Origin of the sequence: Paralteromonas sediminis (assembly GCF_003820355.1) — a bacterium.
GTDB classification, from domain to species: domain Bacteria; phylum Pseudomonadota; class Gammaproteobacteria; order Enterobacterales; family Alteromonadaceae; genus Alteromonas_F; species Alteromonas_F sediminis.
Map to the genome: position 1 here is coordinate 792,892 of NZ_RPOK01000001.1, position 16,404 is coordinate 809,295.

The following is a 16,404-nucleotide window of genomic DNA, read 5'->3' on the forward strand; positions in this document are numbered from 1 at the left end:
TCGGAAGCCCTTTTCGTTGTAAATAATGCTTATCAGGTGTGTGGTATCTGCACAAATTGGTGTAATATCCATCAGTTAGCTGATAAGGAACCACCACTTGCGTTGTATTAAAGTTAGTCTGTTTCTGTTGTTATGTCTGCTTTTGCCCGGCACGGCTGCTGCGCAAGCGGCGCAGGACAATACTGAACTTCACACAGATGACGGCTTGTGGGTGATCACCAACCTAGAACCTTTGTTTAGTGAGCAAGACGACAGAGGCCGGTTAACCGGCTATGCGGTGGAGTTGGTGCGACTTATACTGGCTGATGCCGGTTTTAATAACAATATTTTAAGTGCACCCTGGCAGCGCATTTTGGCTGAGAGTGCCGAAAAGCCCGATGTGCTGGTGTTTTCGTTAGCCCGCACACCCGAACGCGAAGATCAGTTTTACTGGATCACGCCGGTTACCCAAAACACCTATGCGTTTTATGCACTGCAAGGCCATTCAAATGGCGTATCGTCACTCACTGCCTTACCTAAAACCTCGCGCGTAGCGGTACTGGAAAACGACTTTCGCCACAAAGCGCTGGAAAAAGCAGGCATAAAGGCTGTACCCACACAAAGCTGGGGTGAGGCCCTGCAAGCGCTGTATAACGGGCAGGCTGACTATTTGTTTTTCTCTGACGGCGGCGTGAATGTAACCTGTGCTAACAGCGGGTTTGATTGTACCCGCATTAAAAAGGCGTTTGTTTATCAGCAGGCGACTACCTACGTGGCGTTGTCTAAACCGGGCACCAATCCGGCGTTGGCAGAACGACTTAAACAGGCCGCTCGCAGTGTGAAAAGCGCAGAGCAATATACCAGCCTGGTTAACGAATGGCTGGCTACGTATGCCAAACGAACCGCCTTACCCATCAGCGAAGAAAACGGCGTGCTTATTTTAGGGCAGGTTAACGCCGACTAATCAATAAACTGTAGCTGCGCATAGCGCTGATACAAGTCACTGCTGCTTAGTAAGTCATCATGGGTGCCGGTAGCGGCGATTTTGCCCTCGTGCATGACCACAATGCGATCTACATCTTTTACCGTGGCCAGCCTGTGTGCAATGACCAGCGTAGTGCGCGACGCCATCAGATGTTTCAGTGCGCGCTGAACATTGGCTTCACTTTCAGCATCCAGAGCGCTGGTGGCTTCGTCAAGCAGCAGAATAGGGCGGTCGGCCAGAATGGCCCGGGCAATGGCAATTCGCTGGCGCTGGCCACCCGACAAATTTACCCCACGCTCACCCAATAAGGTGTCGTAGCCGTTAGGTAACTGCGCAATAAAACTGTCGGCATAGGCCTGCTCGGCGGCCTGTTTTACCTCATCATCACTGGCATCAGGGCGACCGTAGCGAATATTGTTGGTTACCGTATCAGCAAACACCACGGCAGACTGATCCACCACAGCAATGTGTGAGCGCAGTGCCTCAAACGACAGGCCGGCAATGTCGGTATCGTTAAGGGTGATCACACCTTTCTGGGCTTCCCAGAACCGCATTAGTAAATTAAACAGCGAGGTTTTGCCTGCGCCGCTGGGCCCCACCAAAGCAACCTGCTCACCAGGGGCAATGTCTAAGGTTAAGCCATTAAATAAAGGGGTATCTGTATTTGGATAGGTAAAATGAATAGCATTAAAGTGAATAGCGGGCGGTGAGGGCGCAAGCGCCAGCTTTTGTGTAGTACCGCCTGCGATAGGGTTGTCGGTATTCAAAAGCTCCAATAACCGTTCACTGGCGCCGGCACCGCGCTGAATATCGCCGATCACCTCACTCACAGTGGCAATACTGCCCCCCGCCATTACGGCATAAAACAAAAACGCGGTAAGTTCACCCACGCTCAAGGTGCCCGATTGCACCTGTTCAATGCCCAGCCAGCCAATGCCAACAATGGCGCCCATGCTAAGGCCCATCACCAACGCAATCAGCCAGGCACGAATGTGAATGCGTTTTAAGGCAGTGGACAGCGCCTCGTCAACCTGAGCGGCAAACTGACGGGCTTCACGCTGTTCGGCCGTGTAAGCCTGCACCGTTACAATTTCATGCAGGCTCTGGTCGATATGCGCGCCAATGTCGGCCACTCTGTCCTGACTGGCACGGGCGTATTTACGCAATTTGGGCGCAAGTACACGAAGGGGTACTAATATAAGCGGCACACTTAACAGCACAGCGATGGTTAAGGTGGTACTGGCGGTCAGCATTAACGCCAGCGAGCCAATAAAGGTAAGCGCAGAGCGAATGGCCATAGAAAAGCTCATGCCAATAACCGTTTGCAGTACCGAGGTGTCGCTGGTGAAACGCGAAATTACCTCACCGGTGCGGGTATTGGCAAAAAACGCCGGCCCCAGCTTTAGCAGGTGGGCATACACCTGATTGCGAATATCTGCACTCACTTTTTCGCCCAGCCAGGTCATTAAATAAAACCGCCAGTAGGTGGCAAAGCTGATCAGCACAGTAATACCCAACAGCCCCAAGGCCGCATAGCGAATGGCATCCTGGCTCTGGTTTACAAACCCGGCATCAATGCCGTAGCGAATTGCCTGACCCAGCAATAACCAGCTGCTGGCCGCGATAATTAACGCAAGGGTGGCCAGGCAGGCTTTACCTAAATAAGGCCGTAATAAAGTGAAAAACCAGCGCGACAGGCGTTGTTTGTGCATGAAAGTGACATTCCTCTTGCATTTTTACTATGGCTGCGTATAATTCCGCGGCCTTTTGTACCGCAGGTATGAAAGCATGTTAACGGTAACGCTACAACGAGTTTGAGGCAATTTATGGTTACTATTCGTTTACAGCGTGGTGGCGCGAAAAAGCGTCCATTTTATCAAGTAGTTGTGGCTGACAGCCGCCGCTCAAGAGACGGACGTTTCATCGAAAACGTTGGTTTCTTTAACCCAACTGCACAGGGCAATGCTGAGCGTCTTCGCTTAGATCTTGAACGTGTAGAGTACTGGGTGAGCAAAGGTGCAGGTTTGTCTGACCGCGTATCTCGCTTGGTAAAAGATGCAAAGGCAGCTGCATAAGCTGCAATTGTAGATAAGTTTGGCTGAACAAAGAAAGAGTAAAATGAGTCACGCGTCTGACAAAGTGGTAATTGGCAAAATCGGTGCACCTTACGGTGTGAAAGGTTGGGTTAAGATCCACAGTTTTACTGAGCAGCCAGACACAGTGTTTAGCTATCAGCCCTGGCAGATAGGCGAAAACACGGTCACCGTTGAGCAATGGCAGGTGCAAGGTAAAGGCATGGTTGCAAAGCTGGTTGGCATTGAGGACCGCGATTCCGCGGATATCCTGAAAAATGCCGAAATCAGCATTGACGCTGCGCTGCTACCGGAACTGGGCGAAGAGGAGTTTTACTGGCGTGACCTTAAGGGCATGCAGGTAATTAACCTTGACGGTTATAACATGGGTACAGTGCAGGATGTGTTTAACACAGGTGCCAACGACGTACTTCAGGTTAAAGCCAACGCCAAAGACGCTTTTGGGCAACGGGAAAGACTATTACCTTTTGTATACGACGAAGTAATACACAAGGTCGATACAGAAGAAAAGGTGATCACGGTCGACTGGGACCCGGGGTTTTAAATGCAGCCCCAAAAATGGTTTGGCATTGTTAGTTTATTTCCTGACATGTTCACACCATTCATTGAGCAAGGTGTATTCGGAAGGGCCGTTAAAAAAGGCCTGATAGAAACCGCCCTGTTTAATCCCAGAGACTACACCCACGACAAGCACCGCACGGTCGACGACCGACCCTACGGCGGCGGTCCTGGGATGTTAATGATGGTGCAGCCTTTAGATGACGCACTCACCGCGGCAAAAAAAGCCGGTGGTGAAAACACCCAAGTGGTGTATTTGTCGCCACAGGGCAGACGATTGGATTATAACGGAGCAACCGAGTTGGCCCGGCATAACAAGATAGTCTTTCTGTGTGGTCGATACGAAGGTATTGATGAGCGCATAATCGATAAACACGTGGATCAGCAATGGTCCATCGGCGATTACGTACTCAGTGGGGGCGAGCTCCCGGCCATGGTAACCATGGATGCCATCGCGAGGTTAGTACCGGGCGTGTTAGGTCACGACCAGTCAGCCACGCAGGACTCCTTTACCGACGGCCTGTTAGACTGCCCGCACTACACCCGACCGGAAAACTGGGAAGGGCAATCGGTACCGTCAGTATTGCTCAGTGGCGATCATGAAAAAATTAGACAGTGGCGCTTGCAACAGTCATTAAAACAAACCTTGTTGCGACGCCCTGAGATGTTTAACGACCTAGCTCTGACTGAGGAGCAAGCCGCGTTACTACAACAAGTGAAACGCGATTTGCAGCAAGATGACAGTTAACTAGGAAGAGAGGATATGATGAGTAAAGTCAGTCAGGATATCATCAAGAAAATTGAAGAAGCACAGTTGAAAACTGACGTGCCAGCATTTGGCCCAGGTGACACTGTTGTTGTTAAAGTTCGTGTAAAAGAAGGCGAAAAAGAGCGTCTTCAGGCATACGAAGGTGTAGTAATTGCAAAACGTAACCGTGGTTTGCACTCGTCTTTTACTGTTCGTAAAGTATCAAGCGGCGAAGGCGTTGAGCGTGTTTTCCAAACACACAGCCCGGCTATCGGCTCTATCGAAGTGAAGCGCCGTGGTGCTGTTCGTCGTGCTAAGCTTTACTACTTGCGTGAGCGTTCAGGTAAATCTGCACGTATCAAAGAAAAGCTTAACTAATTTTATTAATTTCGCGTTATCGTTAACACTGAAAAAGCCCGCACACCGCGGGCTTTTTTGTGCCTGTCTGCACTGTTTTGATGCACAGTAATGGTGCAAAATAACCGCTGCCAACTGCCCGCCAGGCCGCCATTTTCAGCACCCTCAATGCCATACTGACAAACCCATCCATAAAACCTGATACAAGGTGTCGGGGTTTTTTACACTGTACATTTTCCTAACATGTGGTTAACCAGAAAAAATACTTAACGTACTGAAATGGTTAATTAAATTGTTGTTGGCATGTACCCTGCATAACTGGTCTGTACAGTTAGGGTTATGGACGAATACGTCACCCAAAAAAGTGACGCTATCGTATCTGCTGCGAAGTGATGGATAAAAACAAATTACTAAGTTTGTCAGCATACTATTGCCATAAAAAAGCATGTCGTGAGAAAGCCAGCTATGAACTGGTTTAGCTTGCCATTGCATGGTGTGGCCTGTCAGCCCTGGTGTGAACACACACAGGTAGAGCACGCGATACAGCTGGTTGAAGGTAAGCCCATTGTGTTAAGTGGTGAGCCCATCTGGCAAGGGCAACAGCACAACGATAACTCCACCACACAGGTGGCACTATACAAGAATAACAGCGCGTACACGCTGAACATTAACTGCCAGGGAAAAGGGCGGTTTACACTACAGGGCAACACTTTTGCCATCGACTGGCAGCCCGGCGGCACACCCGCCAGCCATTATTTTCAGTCGATGGGATTAGCGCTCTGGCTGGAACTAAACGGAGTGATGTGCCTGCACGGTAATGCTCTGAGCAAAGGCGAGCGAACCATTATTGTGCTGGCGCCAAGCGGCACCGGAAAGTCAACCTTGTCGGGTGCGTTAATGCAGCAAGGGTTTACGCTGCTCACCGACGACATGGTGGCCCTGTATGAAGAAAACAGGGCAGGGCAAACGGAATACGGGGTATACCCCAGCTGGCCCATAATGCGGTTGTGGCCCAATAGCATTGAGCATGTGCTTAATGCTAATGAAAGTACAACGCATAAAAACGAAGCATTTAAAAAAGTGCACGACAAGTTTGAAAAACGCATCGTGCCAATAAATACAAAGCAGCAAGAGCAACAACATAATAAGAAAAAGGTCACTGACATCTTTTTGTTAAAAAGAGTCGATAACGTAAGTGACCCGGGTCACTTTACCGTGACACCGCTACCAGGTGGCGAAGCCGTTATGGCACTGATGCAGAACACCATTTTAGGTGAGGTATACAGGCCGTTAAATCTGGAGCAGCAAAGAATGTTGAGCCTGGCCAAAATGGCCGAAGGCATGAAGGTGAATGTAATTACTTACCCTTCAGGCACACAGGGATTGCAAGCCGTTACAAACTGGCTTGCTAACTAATTTAGAAACTTAATTTAGCGTGTAATTCGCTCGAAAATGCAAGGATAAAGTCAATGACGAATCATACTGGTTTTGTCAAAAACAATGTGAATACCTTTGCGGCTGCGTATCGCTTCGTCGATCTCTTGGTTATTCACCTGTCACTTATGCTGGCGCTGGTAATTTACGGGCTGGAATTTAGCAACGATTATTTGCTATTAAGCCTGACAGCCAATATTACTTTTGCCATTGCCGCCGAATCAAATGCCCTTTACCGAAGCTGGCGTTCAGGCTTCTTCAAACAACTTATTTTTTATACCTTTGTTTCTTGGGGTGTGGCAGTTACCGCAATGTTGCTGCTTATGTTCTTCAGTAAAACCTCCGAAACTTATTCACGTGTGGCCATCGCCTTATGGATAGGCATGGGCGGGCTGGCGCTGATTAGCTGGCGTACCCTGTTTGGTATCTTCCTTACCCATATGCGCAAAAAAGGTCATAACACGCGCAGTGTAGCCATTATAGGTATGTCTGAAGCCGGTATCAGGCTGGCTCACGAAATTAATTACCGTAAAGAAACGGGCTACCGTGTAGAAGCCTTTTATGACGACCGCGGCCAGGACAGACTCGACAACACCTTTGCCGATAAGCTAGTAGGCGATGTAGAAAGTGGCGTACGCGCTGCCAGAGCTAATCAGTACGACACCATTTTTATAGCGATGCCTATGAAAGCCGAAGCCCGTATTCGCGACATTTTGTTTCGCTTGGGCGATACTACAGCCGATGTGCAGCTTATCCCCAATTTCTTTATGTTTTCTATGATGCAAACCACCATGTCGCACGTGGGCAACATACAAACCCTAAGCGTGTACAACAACCCCATGTCGGGTGGTGCAGCCGCCCTGAAACGTTTTGAAGATATCGTGCTTTCCAGCATTATCCTTTCGCTGATCGCCTTGCCTATGCTGGCGATTGCCATTGGTATTAAACTTACGTCAAAAGGGCCGGTCATCTTTAAGCAAGACAGATACGGCCTAAACGGCAAACGTATAAAGATGTGGAAATTTCGTTCTATGACGGTAACCGAAAACAGTGATGTGGTTACTCAGGCCACCAAGGGTGATGCGCGTATTACCCGCTTTGGCGCGTTTTTAAGAAGAACCTCTTTAGACGAATTGCCGCAATTTATCAATGTATTAAAAGGTGATATGTCAGTTATTGGCCCACGCCCTCATGCGGTGGCGCACAATGAAGAATACAGAAAGATGGTGGACTTCTACATGCTGCGCCATAAGGTTAAGCCAGGTATTACAGGCTGGGCGCAGGTAAATGGCTGGCGTGGTGAGACAGAGACATTGGATAAGATGAAGAAGCGTATTGAGTACGATTTGGACTATATCAGGCACTGGTCATTATGGATGGACTTTAAGATTCTTATACTTACTTTATTCAAAGGCTTTGTGAACAAAAATGCTTACTAATCCTATCACCAAACATTATTTCAAAGCCAAAGCGTTCTAATGCAAATTAATAATTTTAATGACAGTTTCAAAAGCAGAATTGCTAAAGGTGTTTCTGCGAATGTCTTCTGTCAAATTGTGACTATATTGATACAAGTTGTAAGTGTCCCTTTATTTATACATTATTGGGGCGTTGGGCTTTATGGAGAGTGGTTGGTACTTAGCGCTATACCTGCATACCTCACTTTAATTGAGTTTGGCTTCGCCAACTCAGCCTCTAATGAAATGACAAAGGCTGTTTCTTCAAATTTATTGTCTCTCGCATCGTCAGTTTATCGAAGTGCTTGGTCAATGGTGACAACTCTTTGTTCAATTTTGGTTGTATCTTTGCTTTTTGGAGTCAATTCAATTGACATTTCTCCATTGTTCAACATAGAGAAACTGAGTGAAGATACAGCAATCATTCTCTCATTATTTCTTATACAAGTTTTCTTTATTATCCAATGTCAAACTCTATGGCCAGCTTTAAAGTGCAATGGTCTGTATGCTACTGCAGCATTTTTGTCTGGCATTGTGAGAATAATAGAGTTTGTCGTTTGCATACTCTTCTTAGTTGTTTTTAATACCCCCCTAATGGCAGCGGTTGGCATACTAATAGGGAGAATATTGGGATTTGTTTTAGCTTTGTATATAACTTATTCAAAAAATAATTGGTTGTTGATTGGGCAATTTTCAGTTGATTTTAAAATAGTAAGAAAGCTATTCCCTTCGGCTATAGGCTTCTCTGCTATTCCAATGGCAAGTTTGTGCCTTATACAAGGTCTAACAATAATTGTTTCAGCTACATTAGGGCCAACATTAGTTGTTGTTTTTACCGTTTCTAGAACTTTATCAAGAATTGCATTTCAGATCGCAGATAAACTAAAAGATACATTGTGGCCAGATACTACAAGAAATATCAATAAAGGAAATATATCGTCTGTCATTTCAACTCTTTTTAAGTTGATGCAATTTAATGTTTGGATAATTGCTATCTTGCTTGTTTTACTATTTTTATTGTCTGATGAAATTATCTATTTCTGGACAAGTGGTACTGTTGATTTAGATAAGCAGTTTTTCATAATTCTACTATTAGCTTTATATTTGAACACTATTTGGAATTCACTTTCTCTAATTTTGCTTGCTACATCAAATCATAAATTTGTTTCTTATTTGAATCTTTTTCTGGCGTTGCTTTTGTTATCAACTTCTAGCTTTCTTGCGGATCGTTTTGGTCTTGTCGGTATTGCTGCTGGTCTCCTCTTTATTGATTTCATGATGCTTCCTTTTATTGTAGTAAGGGTGGTAAGGATTTTAGATATTGAGATTAAGGGTTTGCTTCTTAATTCATTGATATTTCCTAGTTGGATATTAAAATTTAATAGAAAAAATAGGAACGACAAGTGCGAAGTTTTGTGATTTTTTAGGGGCGTTTTTCTTGCAATTTTCTTACTCTGTTTTTAAGAATAGATATAAATATTTTTCCGGGGAAAAATTTGTATTTTTCGGTCTGATCGGTGGGGCTTTTTTGAAGCCGCCTAGCGATTTTTATCAAGGATTTTCAAGAGGTTTTTCTTTTCCGGTTACACTTCTGAGTGGTTTTTTTAGTGCCTGGTTTTTCTTTATCTTTTTTTTCTTGATTTTTTATTTTATAAGAAACTTCAACAAATTCAAAGTTGTAAGTCTCCCTTTTGTCTATTTTACTATGATGTCGTGGCTACTTGTTGTTTTGCTATTAAATGGAGGTGGTTCGATAAATGATTTTGTCTCGGTATTATTAGTATTATTAGTTTCAACTTATTTCTATGAGGAAACTTCAGGCTCGAATTATTTAAGTCTTTTGAAAGCTGTGAGTTATTTCTCACTATTTTTTGCGGTAGTGAATTGTTATGAGTTAGTAGTTAATGAGCATAATACGATGTGGGCTGGCCGCTTTTGGGGGGTGACTGCTCATCCAAATTTTGTAGGTGGATACGCTGCGGTTCTACTTCCGTTCTCTTGCTTTGTAGCAGATAAGTTTTATAGCAATACTGCTGAAAGGTTTGTATTTTCTCTAAATTGTTTTCTATTGATTTTCATTGTTTTAATTTCTGGTTCAAGAGGATCTTTTGCTGTAGCCATATTGTCTGCATTTGTATATTTCTTTTTTGCTAAAAATAAACTTTTAATTTTTTTCTTTGTGTCGATTGTCGGGTTTTTTTTGGTAACGATGATAACTAGTCTAGAAATACAAAATTCTCCTTTTAGTGAAAATTTTGAGCGTTTATCAATGACAGAAAACACCCGTTCATTTGTTTTCAAAGATCTATGGCGAGTATTTTCAGAGAATCCGCTTATAGGAGCTCCTATGGAGACTGAGTCTACTTCCAGTTCTTATCTAGCGCTTTTAGCTAATGGTGGTATTGTGGCGGGTTTTTTACTTATCATTTTTTTACTTTTATTATTTCGAATAATTGTAACGATATTGAAACTCTCTGCGCCCAATACTTTGAATGTGACAGTTGTAAGTGCTGTGATGGGTTTACTGCTTTATGCAACTTTCGAAGGGTTTTTGCTTGAGGGGTATAGTGTAGCAAAGTTACTATTTATAATTTTATTGTCAGTAATTTCTAAGAAATCAGTTGCATTTACAGATTCGTCTCATAAAGCTTAGAGTGACTTGTGTTTAGTGGAATATTTTTAAAGGTTTATTGGTGAAAATCTTATTGATTCAACAGCCATATTTAACAAAGTATAGGCTTCCCGTTTTCGAAGAATTAGCAAAAGACTATAAAACATATGTCTTAGCTTCAATGGATAAAAGTTATGGTGTAGATGATTTGACTTCGTCATTGTTTACTTTTATTGAAGCTAAAGAAGTGTCGTTTTTTAACAAAAAATTTTTCTGGCAAGAAAAGTTGGTGTCTACCTTTCTGCAAAAAAAGCCTGATGTTTTATTCTTAAGTGCAAATCCACGTTATATTTCAAATTGGGTACTTTTGCTTTTAAGTATTGCTTTTGGAACAAAGGTTGTTTTGCATGGCCAGGGATTTTATGACAAGGACGTTGGTTTTTTTCGAAAAAGTCTAGCTAATCTATATTCTTTTTTATGTCATCAATATCTTTGCTACACAGACACCTGTAAAATTTCATTGAAGGGTACACGTCTTTTTAAAAAGTCAGTTACAGTAGAGAATAGTATCGTTAATAATTATCCGGTATGCCATAAAACTATTAACACAGGGATTCTTTATATAGGTAGGCTTCGTGAGGGTAGTAATCTGAAATTGCTATTAGAGATTATGCCTGAACTTAATAGGTTACATCGTGCAGAATTGTTTGTTGTTGGAGACGGTGCTGATTCATCCAGTTTGATAGAACAATACAAAAATTGTCCCTTCATACATTTCGAAGGAGAGATTTATGATGGAAAAACAATTTCAGAAATATCAGAAGGGTGTTGTTTAGGTTGCTATCCTGGTAATGCTGGGCTTAGTGTCCTTCACTTTATGTCTTTATCACTTCCACCAGTAATTCATTCCTCCCTACGAGAGCATATGGGGCCAGAACCAAGCTATGTAAATCATGAGTTTGATGGTTTCTATTTTGAAAAAGGAGATAAAGATAGTCTTTTTGGAGTTTTGCATAATGCATTGTCAAATAAAAAGAATTTGGAGCAAATGCAACTGAACGCCTTTAAAAAATATAAGACGATAACCGAGCCTTCACTTGCATCAAGAATTAAGAGGGTGCTTTCGAATCAATGATTAATCAACAAGCTACCATTGAGAATTGCTTTTTTGCGGACGGTGATTAAATTGAAAGTTTTACGTATTGTGAGAACAATGGATCCAAGAGCAGGGGGTGTCTCTGAGGCCATTGATCAGCTAGCAAAGGTTCAAGCAGATAGAAAGTGGGAAATGGATGTTCTTTGTTTTGATGAGTCCGAAGCCCAGTGGAACCAAGACAAGAGTTATAAAGTAATCTCTTTAGGAAAAGCATTTTCTACTTATGGCATCCATTTTAGGTATTTAAAATGGTTGTTCGATAATGTTAAGGGATATGATTTAGTAATTTTTGATGGACTTTGGCAGTTTTTCTTAGTGGGAGGTTATGTAATAAAGTTTTTTAAGGTGCCTTTCTGCGTTTATACTCATGGAATGCTAGACCCATATTTTAATAAAAACAGAGCAAAGTATCTGAAAAAACTGCCTTTTTGGTTTTTGGTTGAAAGAAATATTCTTAATTTTTCTAAAAAGGTAATATTTACTTGTGAAGAAGAGAAAAATCTAGCGAAACTTTCTTTTCCTAAAGCTAAATTTAGTTCTTTTATTGTAACTCTAGGTGTTGATGGTGAACGTAATTTAGCTCGCACTGATTACTCTGACGAATCTAATGCTAGTGAGCGACGCTTTGGACTTTTTCTTAGTAGGGTTCATCCCAAAAAGGGGCTTGACCTATTGCTTAAGTGTTTTACAAGTTCGGAATGTATTCCTAAGGATTTTGATTTAGTCATAGCGGGGCCTTGTGCAGATAAATACAAGGACGAGTTATTAAAGCTTGTTCCTTCAAACTTTGTCGACAGAGTACACTGGGTAGGAATGTTGGAAGGTGATAAAAAGTGGTACGCCTTTAAAAAAGCTGATTTTTTCGTATTGCCATCTCATCAAGAAAATTTTGGAATAGTCGTCGCAGAGGCTCTGTCCGTAGCGACACCTGTGCTTATAACAAACAAGGTAAATATTTGGCGTGAGGTTGATAAATACTCTTGCGGTTTTGTTGAAAACGACGATTTGGAAGGTATTCAAAAACTAATTACGAATTGGTTTGGTTTAAGTGACCATGAAAGGAATGTAATGCGTTCTAAGGCTGAAGAGTGTTTTCGAGATAGATTCTCTATACAGGCAGCAATAAGTAGCTTCGAACAGCTATTGACTAATATAGGCAAATCGAGAATTAGATAAAGATGAATGAACCGCTTCAGAAGAAATCTTTAAACTCACCGACCTTCTCATTATCAAATAAAATGTTGAGGTTACTTTGGCTTTGTTGTTACTTAGTTCTATTTAGGTTCAGCCCAACTCCTTTATTTTTTTGGAGGCGGTTTTTATTGAGAGCTTTTGGCTCAAAATTGGGGCACGGTGTAAACATCTATCCTAGCGCTAAGATCTGGTTGCCGGGAAACCTAGAAATGAAACATAAATCAACTCTGGGTCCTAGCGTAAAACTTTACAATCAAGGAAGAGTGGTAATAAGTGAAGGCGCAACGATTAGTCAGGGTGCCTATATATGTGCCAGTACTCATGATTACAATGACCCTCTGCATCCTCTAATACTAGGACCAATAACTATTGGAAAACATGCTTGGATTTGTGCAGATGCTTTTATTGGGCCTAATGTTAATGTGGCAGATGGTTGTGTTATCGGGGCAAGGGCTGTTGTGAATAAAAACACGGAGAGTTGGAGTGTATATGCTGGTAATCCTGCACGAAAAGTTAATGATAGAGAGAGGTTCGATTAGGTATGATCTCAGTAATTATATTAACCTACAACGAAGAACTTCATATCCGCAGATGCATTGAATCTCTTCTGCCTATAACTAAAAATATCTTTGTAATTGATAGTTTTTCTAACGACAAAACTGTCTCTATTTGCAATGAGCTAGGCGCGGTCGTTTATCAAAACCCATGGAAAAATTATGCTACCCAGTTTCAATGGGCTCTTGATAATTGCCCTATTCAAACAGAATGGGTAATGAGAATGGACGCAGATGAATATATAGAAAACGATCTGCAAAATGAATTAAAAAGTGGTTTGTTTATTTCGGAAATAAGAGAGGAAATACAAGGAATATATATACGGAGAAAATATTTCTTTCTTGGCAAATGGATTAAACGGGGTGCTGTTTATCCCTTAAATTTGCTTAGGATTTGGCGATTTGGTAAGGGAAGAATTGAAAACAGATGGATGGATGAGCATATCGTACTGGAGGATGGCGGTATGACTTGCCAGCTCAACGGTCACATAGTAGATGATAATTTGAACAATAATCGCTGGTGGACGGAAAAGCATAATAAGTATGCTGACAGGGAAATGATTGACATACTCGATAAAAAATACAATTTCTTCCCTTTAGATGAATCGCTACTTAACGACCAAAAAACAAATCAAGCTAAAATAAAAAGATACTTTAAAGAGAAAATTTATAACAAGTTACCAATTTTCGTTAGACCTCTCTTGTATTTCCTTTACAGATATTTTCTACGTTTGGGTTTTCTGGATGGCAAAAGGGGGTTTGCATTCCATTATATGCAGGGCTATTGGTACAGAAGTATGGTTGATCTGCGGGTTTTCGAGGCTGAACAACTTCTCTTATCCTGTCAAACAAATGATGAAAGGTTGGCAGTTTTAAAAGAGTTAACCGGGCTTGAACTTTAGATGAAACTACTCCTACACAGTCTCAATTATTCTCCCGAACTTACGGGCATAGGCAAATATAACGGTGAAATGTGTCCTGTCATGGTAGACCGAGGGCATACGGTTTATGCGGTTGTTGCACCACCTTATTATCCTGAATGGGAAGTTCATAAAGGCTATGAGTCGGCCAAGTACGTTAGTCAATTTTTGAATGGGGTAAGAGTCACCCGTTGTCCCGTTTATGTCCCTAAAAAAGTAACGACAGTAAAAAGAGTTCTACATTTACTTTCTTTTACTATCAGCTCTTTTGGTGCACTTATATCTAAAATAACGTTAAGGCCGGATGTGGTGATTTTGGTCCAACCCACACTGTTTTGCGCCCCTTTTACTTTGTTTTATTGCTTTTTAACCCGATCCAAATCAGTAATGCATATTCAAGACTTTGAAGTAGACGCTATGCTCGGTTTGGGGATGTCTAGTAATAAGTGGGTTGGCAAGTTGGCTCGCGGTTTTGAACGTTTTATGTTGAGGCGCTTTGACGCAATATCAACAATATCTTATTCGATGATGAAAAATGCTGAAGCCAAAGGTGTTGATAAAGACAAGTTAATCTTTTTTCCAAATTGGTCTGATATTGACTTTGTTACGCCCAATACATGTGGTCGAAAATTGAAGGCTGAATGGGGCTTTCAGGAACATGACAAAATAGTTCTTTACGCAGGCAACATTAGCCTGAAGCAAGGTCTGGATATTGTAATTGAGGCGGCCAAATCATTTTCAGAAAACGAATCTGTTAAGTTTGTTATGGTTGGCGCGGGGGCCTATGTCTCAGAGCTTGAATCATTAGCCCAACAGGCAAACCTGAGTAATGTTTTTTTTAAACCGCTTCAACCGTGGGAAAAAGTGCCGCAAATGTTGGCATTGGCAGACTTGCACCTGGTTATACAGAAAAAGGGCGCCGCTGACGCAGTACTACCGTCGAAGTTAACGAATATATTGGCCGCTGGAGGAAATGCAATAGTAACAGCAGAGCCAAACACCGAGCTTGGCGCAATAGAAAGCAAGCATCCAGGCATTTATGATTTGATAGAACCTGAATCTACGAAAGTACTGATACAGGCTATAAAAAATCATTTCAAAAAGGGTGAAACAGCGCCAAACATGGTTGCTCGCACATATGCAGAAAATAATTTGAATAAAGATGCCGTCATTGACCAATATTGTCGGGATCTAAATAACTTGGTTGAGAGTGGAGGAGCCGGAAAATGAGTACGGATAAGAAAGTGGCATTGATTACCGGTGTAACGGGACAAGATGGTAGTTACTTAGCAGAATTTTTATTAGAAAAAGGGTACGAAGTTCACGGTATCAAACGCCGCGCCTCTTTGTTTAATACAGAAAGGGTTGACCACATCTATGAAGACCCGCACGTAAAAAATCAGAGCTTTAAGCTGCATTACGGTGACTTGACCGATACCTCCAACCTTACGCGCATACTGCAAGAAGTACAGCCAGATGAGGTGTATAACCTAGGTGCACAGTCACATGTGGCAGTCTCGTTTGAAGCGCCCGAATATACCGCTGATGTTGATGCCATTGGAACGTTACGATTGCTTGAGGCCATTCGTTTTTTAGGATTAGAAAATAAGACCCGTTTTTATCAGGCTTCTACCTCTGAGCTATACGGCTTAGTGCAGGAAATCCCGCAAAAAGAAACCACACCTTTTTATCCGCGTTCGCCCTATGCTGTAGCAAAAATGTATGCCTACTGGATTACGGTTAACTATCGTGAGTCGTACGGCATTTATGCATGTAATGGTATTTTGTTTAACCACGAGTCACCACGCCGTGGTGAAACCTTTGTTACCCGCAAAATTACTCGTGGTATTGCCAACATCTCCCAAGGGCTAGAGGCTTGCTTGTACTTAGGCAATATGGATGCTTTACGTGACTGGGGGCATGCCAAAGACTATGTTCGCATGCAGTGGATGATGTTGCAGCAAGATAACCCAGAAGATTTTGTAATTGCTACCGGTAAGCAGATCTCAGTGCGTGAGTTTGTTACTATGACAGCTAAAGAAGCGGGCATTGAGCTTGAGTTTAGTGGTGAAGGTGTCGATGAAATCGCTACTGTTACGGCTGTCGATGCTGATATAGCACCTGGTGTAAAAGTAGGTGATGTGATTGTTAAGGTTGACCCACGTTATTTCCGTCCGGCAGAAGTAGAAACCTTACTTGGCGACCCAACTAAAGCAAAAGAGAAATTGGGCTGGGTACCTGAAATAACCGTTGAAGAAATGTGCGCTGAAATGGTCAGAGACGATATTCAAAAAGCAAAGCAAGTTGCACTGCTTAAAGCGCATGGTCACAAAATTTCGGTAGCTATAGAGTAATTTA

The 16,404-nt window shown here is 42.6% G+C and carries 16 protein-coding genes; 15 read left to right on the forward strand and 1 reads right to left on the reverse strand.

All coding sequences use genetic code 11. From position 1 onward, the window contains the following. Positions 1-97: 97 nt before the first annotated feature. Entirely contained in the window at positions 98-943 is an 846-nt protein-coding gene (locus tag DRW07_RS03590) for a substrate-binding periplasmic protein (protein ID WP_165870387.1), read from the forward strand. Here DRW07_RS03590 and DRW07_RS03595 read toward each other — a convergent pair. Beyond that, positions 940-2,676 (reverse strand): ABC transporter transmembrane domain-containing protein, encoded by a 1,737-nt coding sequence (locus DRW07_RS03595; protein ID WP_124026501.1) that lies wholly within the window; start codon positions 2,674-2,676, stop codon positions 940-942. The two genes, DRW07_RS03590 and DRW07_RS03595, sit on opposite strands and share 4 nt — an antisense overlap. Before the next feature lie 114 nt (positions 2,677-2,790). On the opposite strand from DRW07_RS03595, the gene rpsP reads away from it, so the two are divergent. The 14 genes from rpsP to gmd all read left to right on the forward strand — a co-directional run bounded on the left by rpsP (position 2,791) and on the right by gmd (position 16,400). After that, positions 2,791-3,039: a 30S ribosomal protein S16 gene (gene rpsP, locus DRW07_RS03600; protein WP_124026502.1), complete on the forward strand. Its 249-nt coding sequence runs from the start codon at positions 2,791-2,793 to the stop codon at positions 3,037-3,039. A 43-nt stretch (positions 3,040-3,082) separates the two neighbouring features. Next, the gene (gene rimM, locus DRW07_RS03605) at positions 3,083-3,601 is read left to right on the forward strand and encodes a ribosome maturation factor RimM (RefSeq protein WP_124026503.1); all 519 of its coding nucleotides are present in this window, start codon (positions 3,083-3,085) and stop codon (positions 3,599-3,601) included. Next, the gene (gene trmD / locus DRW07_RS03610; protein ID WP_124026504.1) at positions 3,602-4,363 is read left to right on the forward strand and encodes a tRNA (guanosine(37)-N1)-methyltransferase TrmD; all 762 of its coding nucleotides are present in this window, start codon (positions 3,602-3,604) and stop codon (positions 4,361-4,363) included. Positions 4,364-4,381: 18 nt separating this feature from the next. Further along, positions 4,382-4,741, forward strand: a complete 360-nt coding sequence (gene rplS / locus DRW07_RS03615) for a 50S ribosomal protein L19 (RefSeq protein ID WP_124026842.1) — start codon at positions 4,382-4,384, stop codon at positions 4,739-4,741. A gap of 444 nt (positions 4,742-5,185) precedes the next feature. Next, complete coding sequence (locus DRW07_RS03620; protein WP_124026505.1) at positions 5,186-6,136, forward strand: phosphoenolpyruvate carboxykinase (ATP); 951 nt, start codon at positions 5,186-5,188, stop codon at positions 6,134-6,136. Between the two features lie 53 nt (positions 6,137-6,189). Continuing rightward, entirely contained in the window at positions 6,190-7,593 is a 1,404-nt protein-coding gene (locus DRW07_RS03625) for an undecaprenyl-phosphate glucose phosphotransferase (RefSeq protein WP_124026506.1), read from the forward strand. A gap of 39 nt (positions 7,594-7,632) precedes the next feature. Further along, positions 7,633-9,030: a lipopolysaccharide biosynthesis protein gene (locus DRW07_RS03630; RefSeq protein WP_124026507.1), complete on the forward strand. Its 1,398-nt coding sequence runs from the start codon at positions 7,633-7,635 to the stop codon at positions 9,028-9,030. A gap of 19 nt (positions 9,031-9,049) precedes the next feature. Next, complete coding sequence (locus DRW07_RS03635; protein ID WP_124026508.1) at positions 9,050-10,264, forward strand: O-antigen ligase family protein; 1,215 nt, start codon at positions 9,050-9,052, stop codon at positions 10,262-10,264. A 40-nt stretch (positions 10,265-10,304) separates the two neighbouring features. Further along, positions 10,305-11,357: a glycosyltransferase gene (locus DRW07_RS03640; RefSeq protein ID WP_124026509.1), complete on the forward strand. Its 1,053-nt coding sequence runs from the start codon at positions 10,305-10,307 to the stop codon at positions 11,355-11,357. A 51-nt stretch (positions 11,358-11,408) separates the two neighbouring features. Continuing rightward, positions 11,409-12,554: a glycosyltransferase gene (locus DRW07_RS03645; protein WP_124026510.1), complete on the forward strand. Its 1,146-nt coding sequence runs from the start codon at positions 11,409-11,411 to the stop codon at positions 12,552-12,554. Between the two features lie 2 nt (positions 12,555-12,556). After that, positions 12,557-13,111, forward strand: coding sequence for an LbetaH domain-containing protein (locus DRW07_RS03650; RefSeq protein WP_124026511.1), 555 nt, complete (start codon positions 12,557-12,559; stop codon positions 13,109-13,111). A gap of 2 nt (positions 13,112-13,113) precedes the next feature. Next, on the forward strand, positions 13,114-14,028 hold the full coding sequence (locus DRW07_RS03655; protein WP_124026512.1) for a glycosyltransferase family 2 protein: 915 nt from the start codon (positions 13,114-13,116) through the stop codon (positions 14,026-14,028). After that, a complete protein-coding gene (locus DRW07_RS03660) occupies positions 14,029-15,276 on the forward strand; it encodes a WcaI family glycosyltransferase (protein ID WP_124026513.1) in 1,248 nt (415 codons plus the stop codon). Next, positions 15,273-16,400 (forward strand): GDP-mannose 4,6-dehydratase, encoded by a 1,128-nt coding sequence (gmd, locus tag DRW07_RS03665; RefSeq protein ID WP_124026514.1) that lies wholly within the window; start codon positions 15,273-15,275, stop codon positions 16,398-16,400. The genes DRW07_RS03660 and gmd overlap by 4 nt, the downstream gene beginning before the upstream one ends. Positions 16,401-16,404 lie beyond the last annotated feature (4 nt).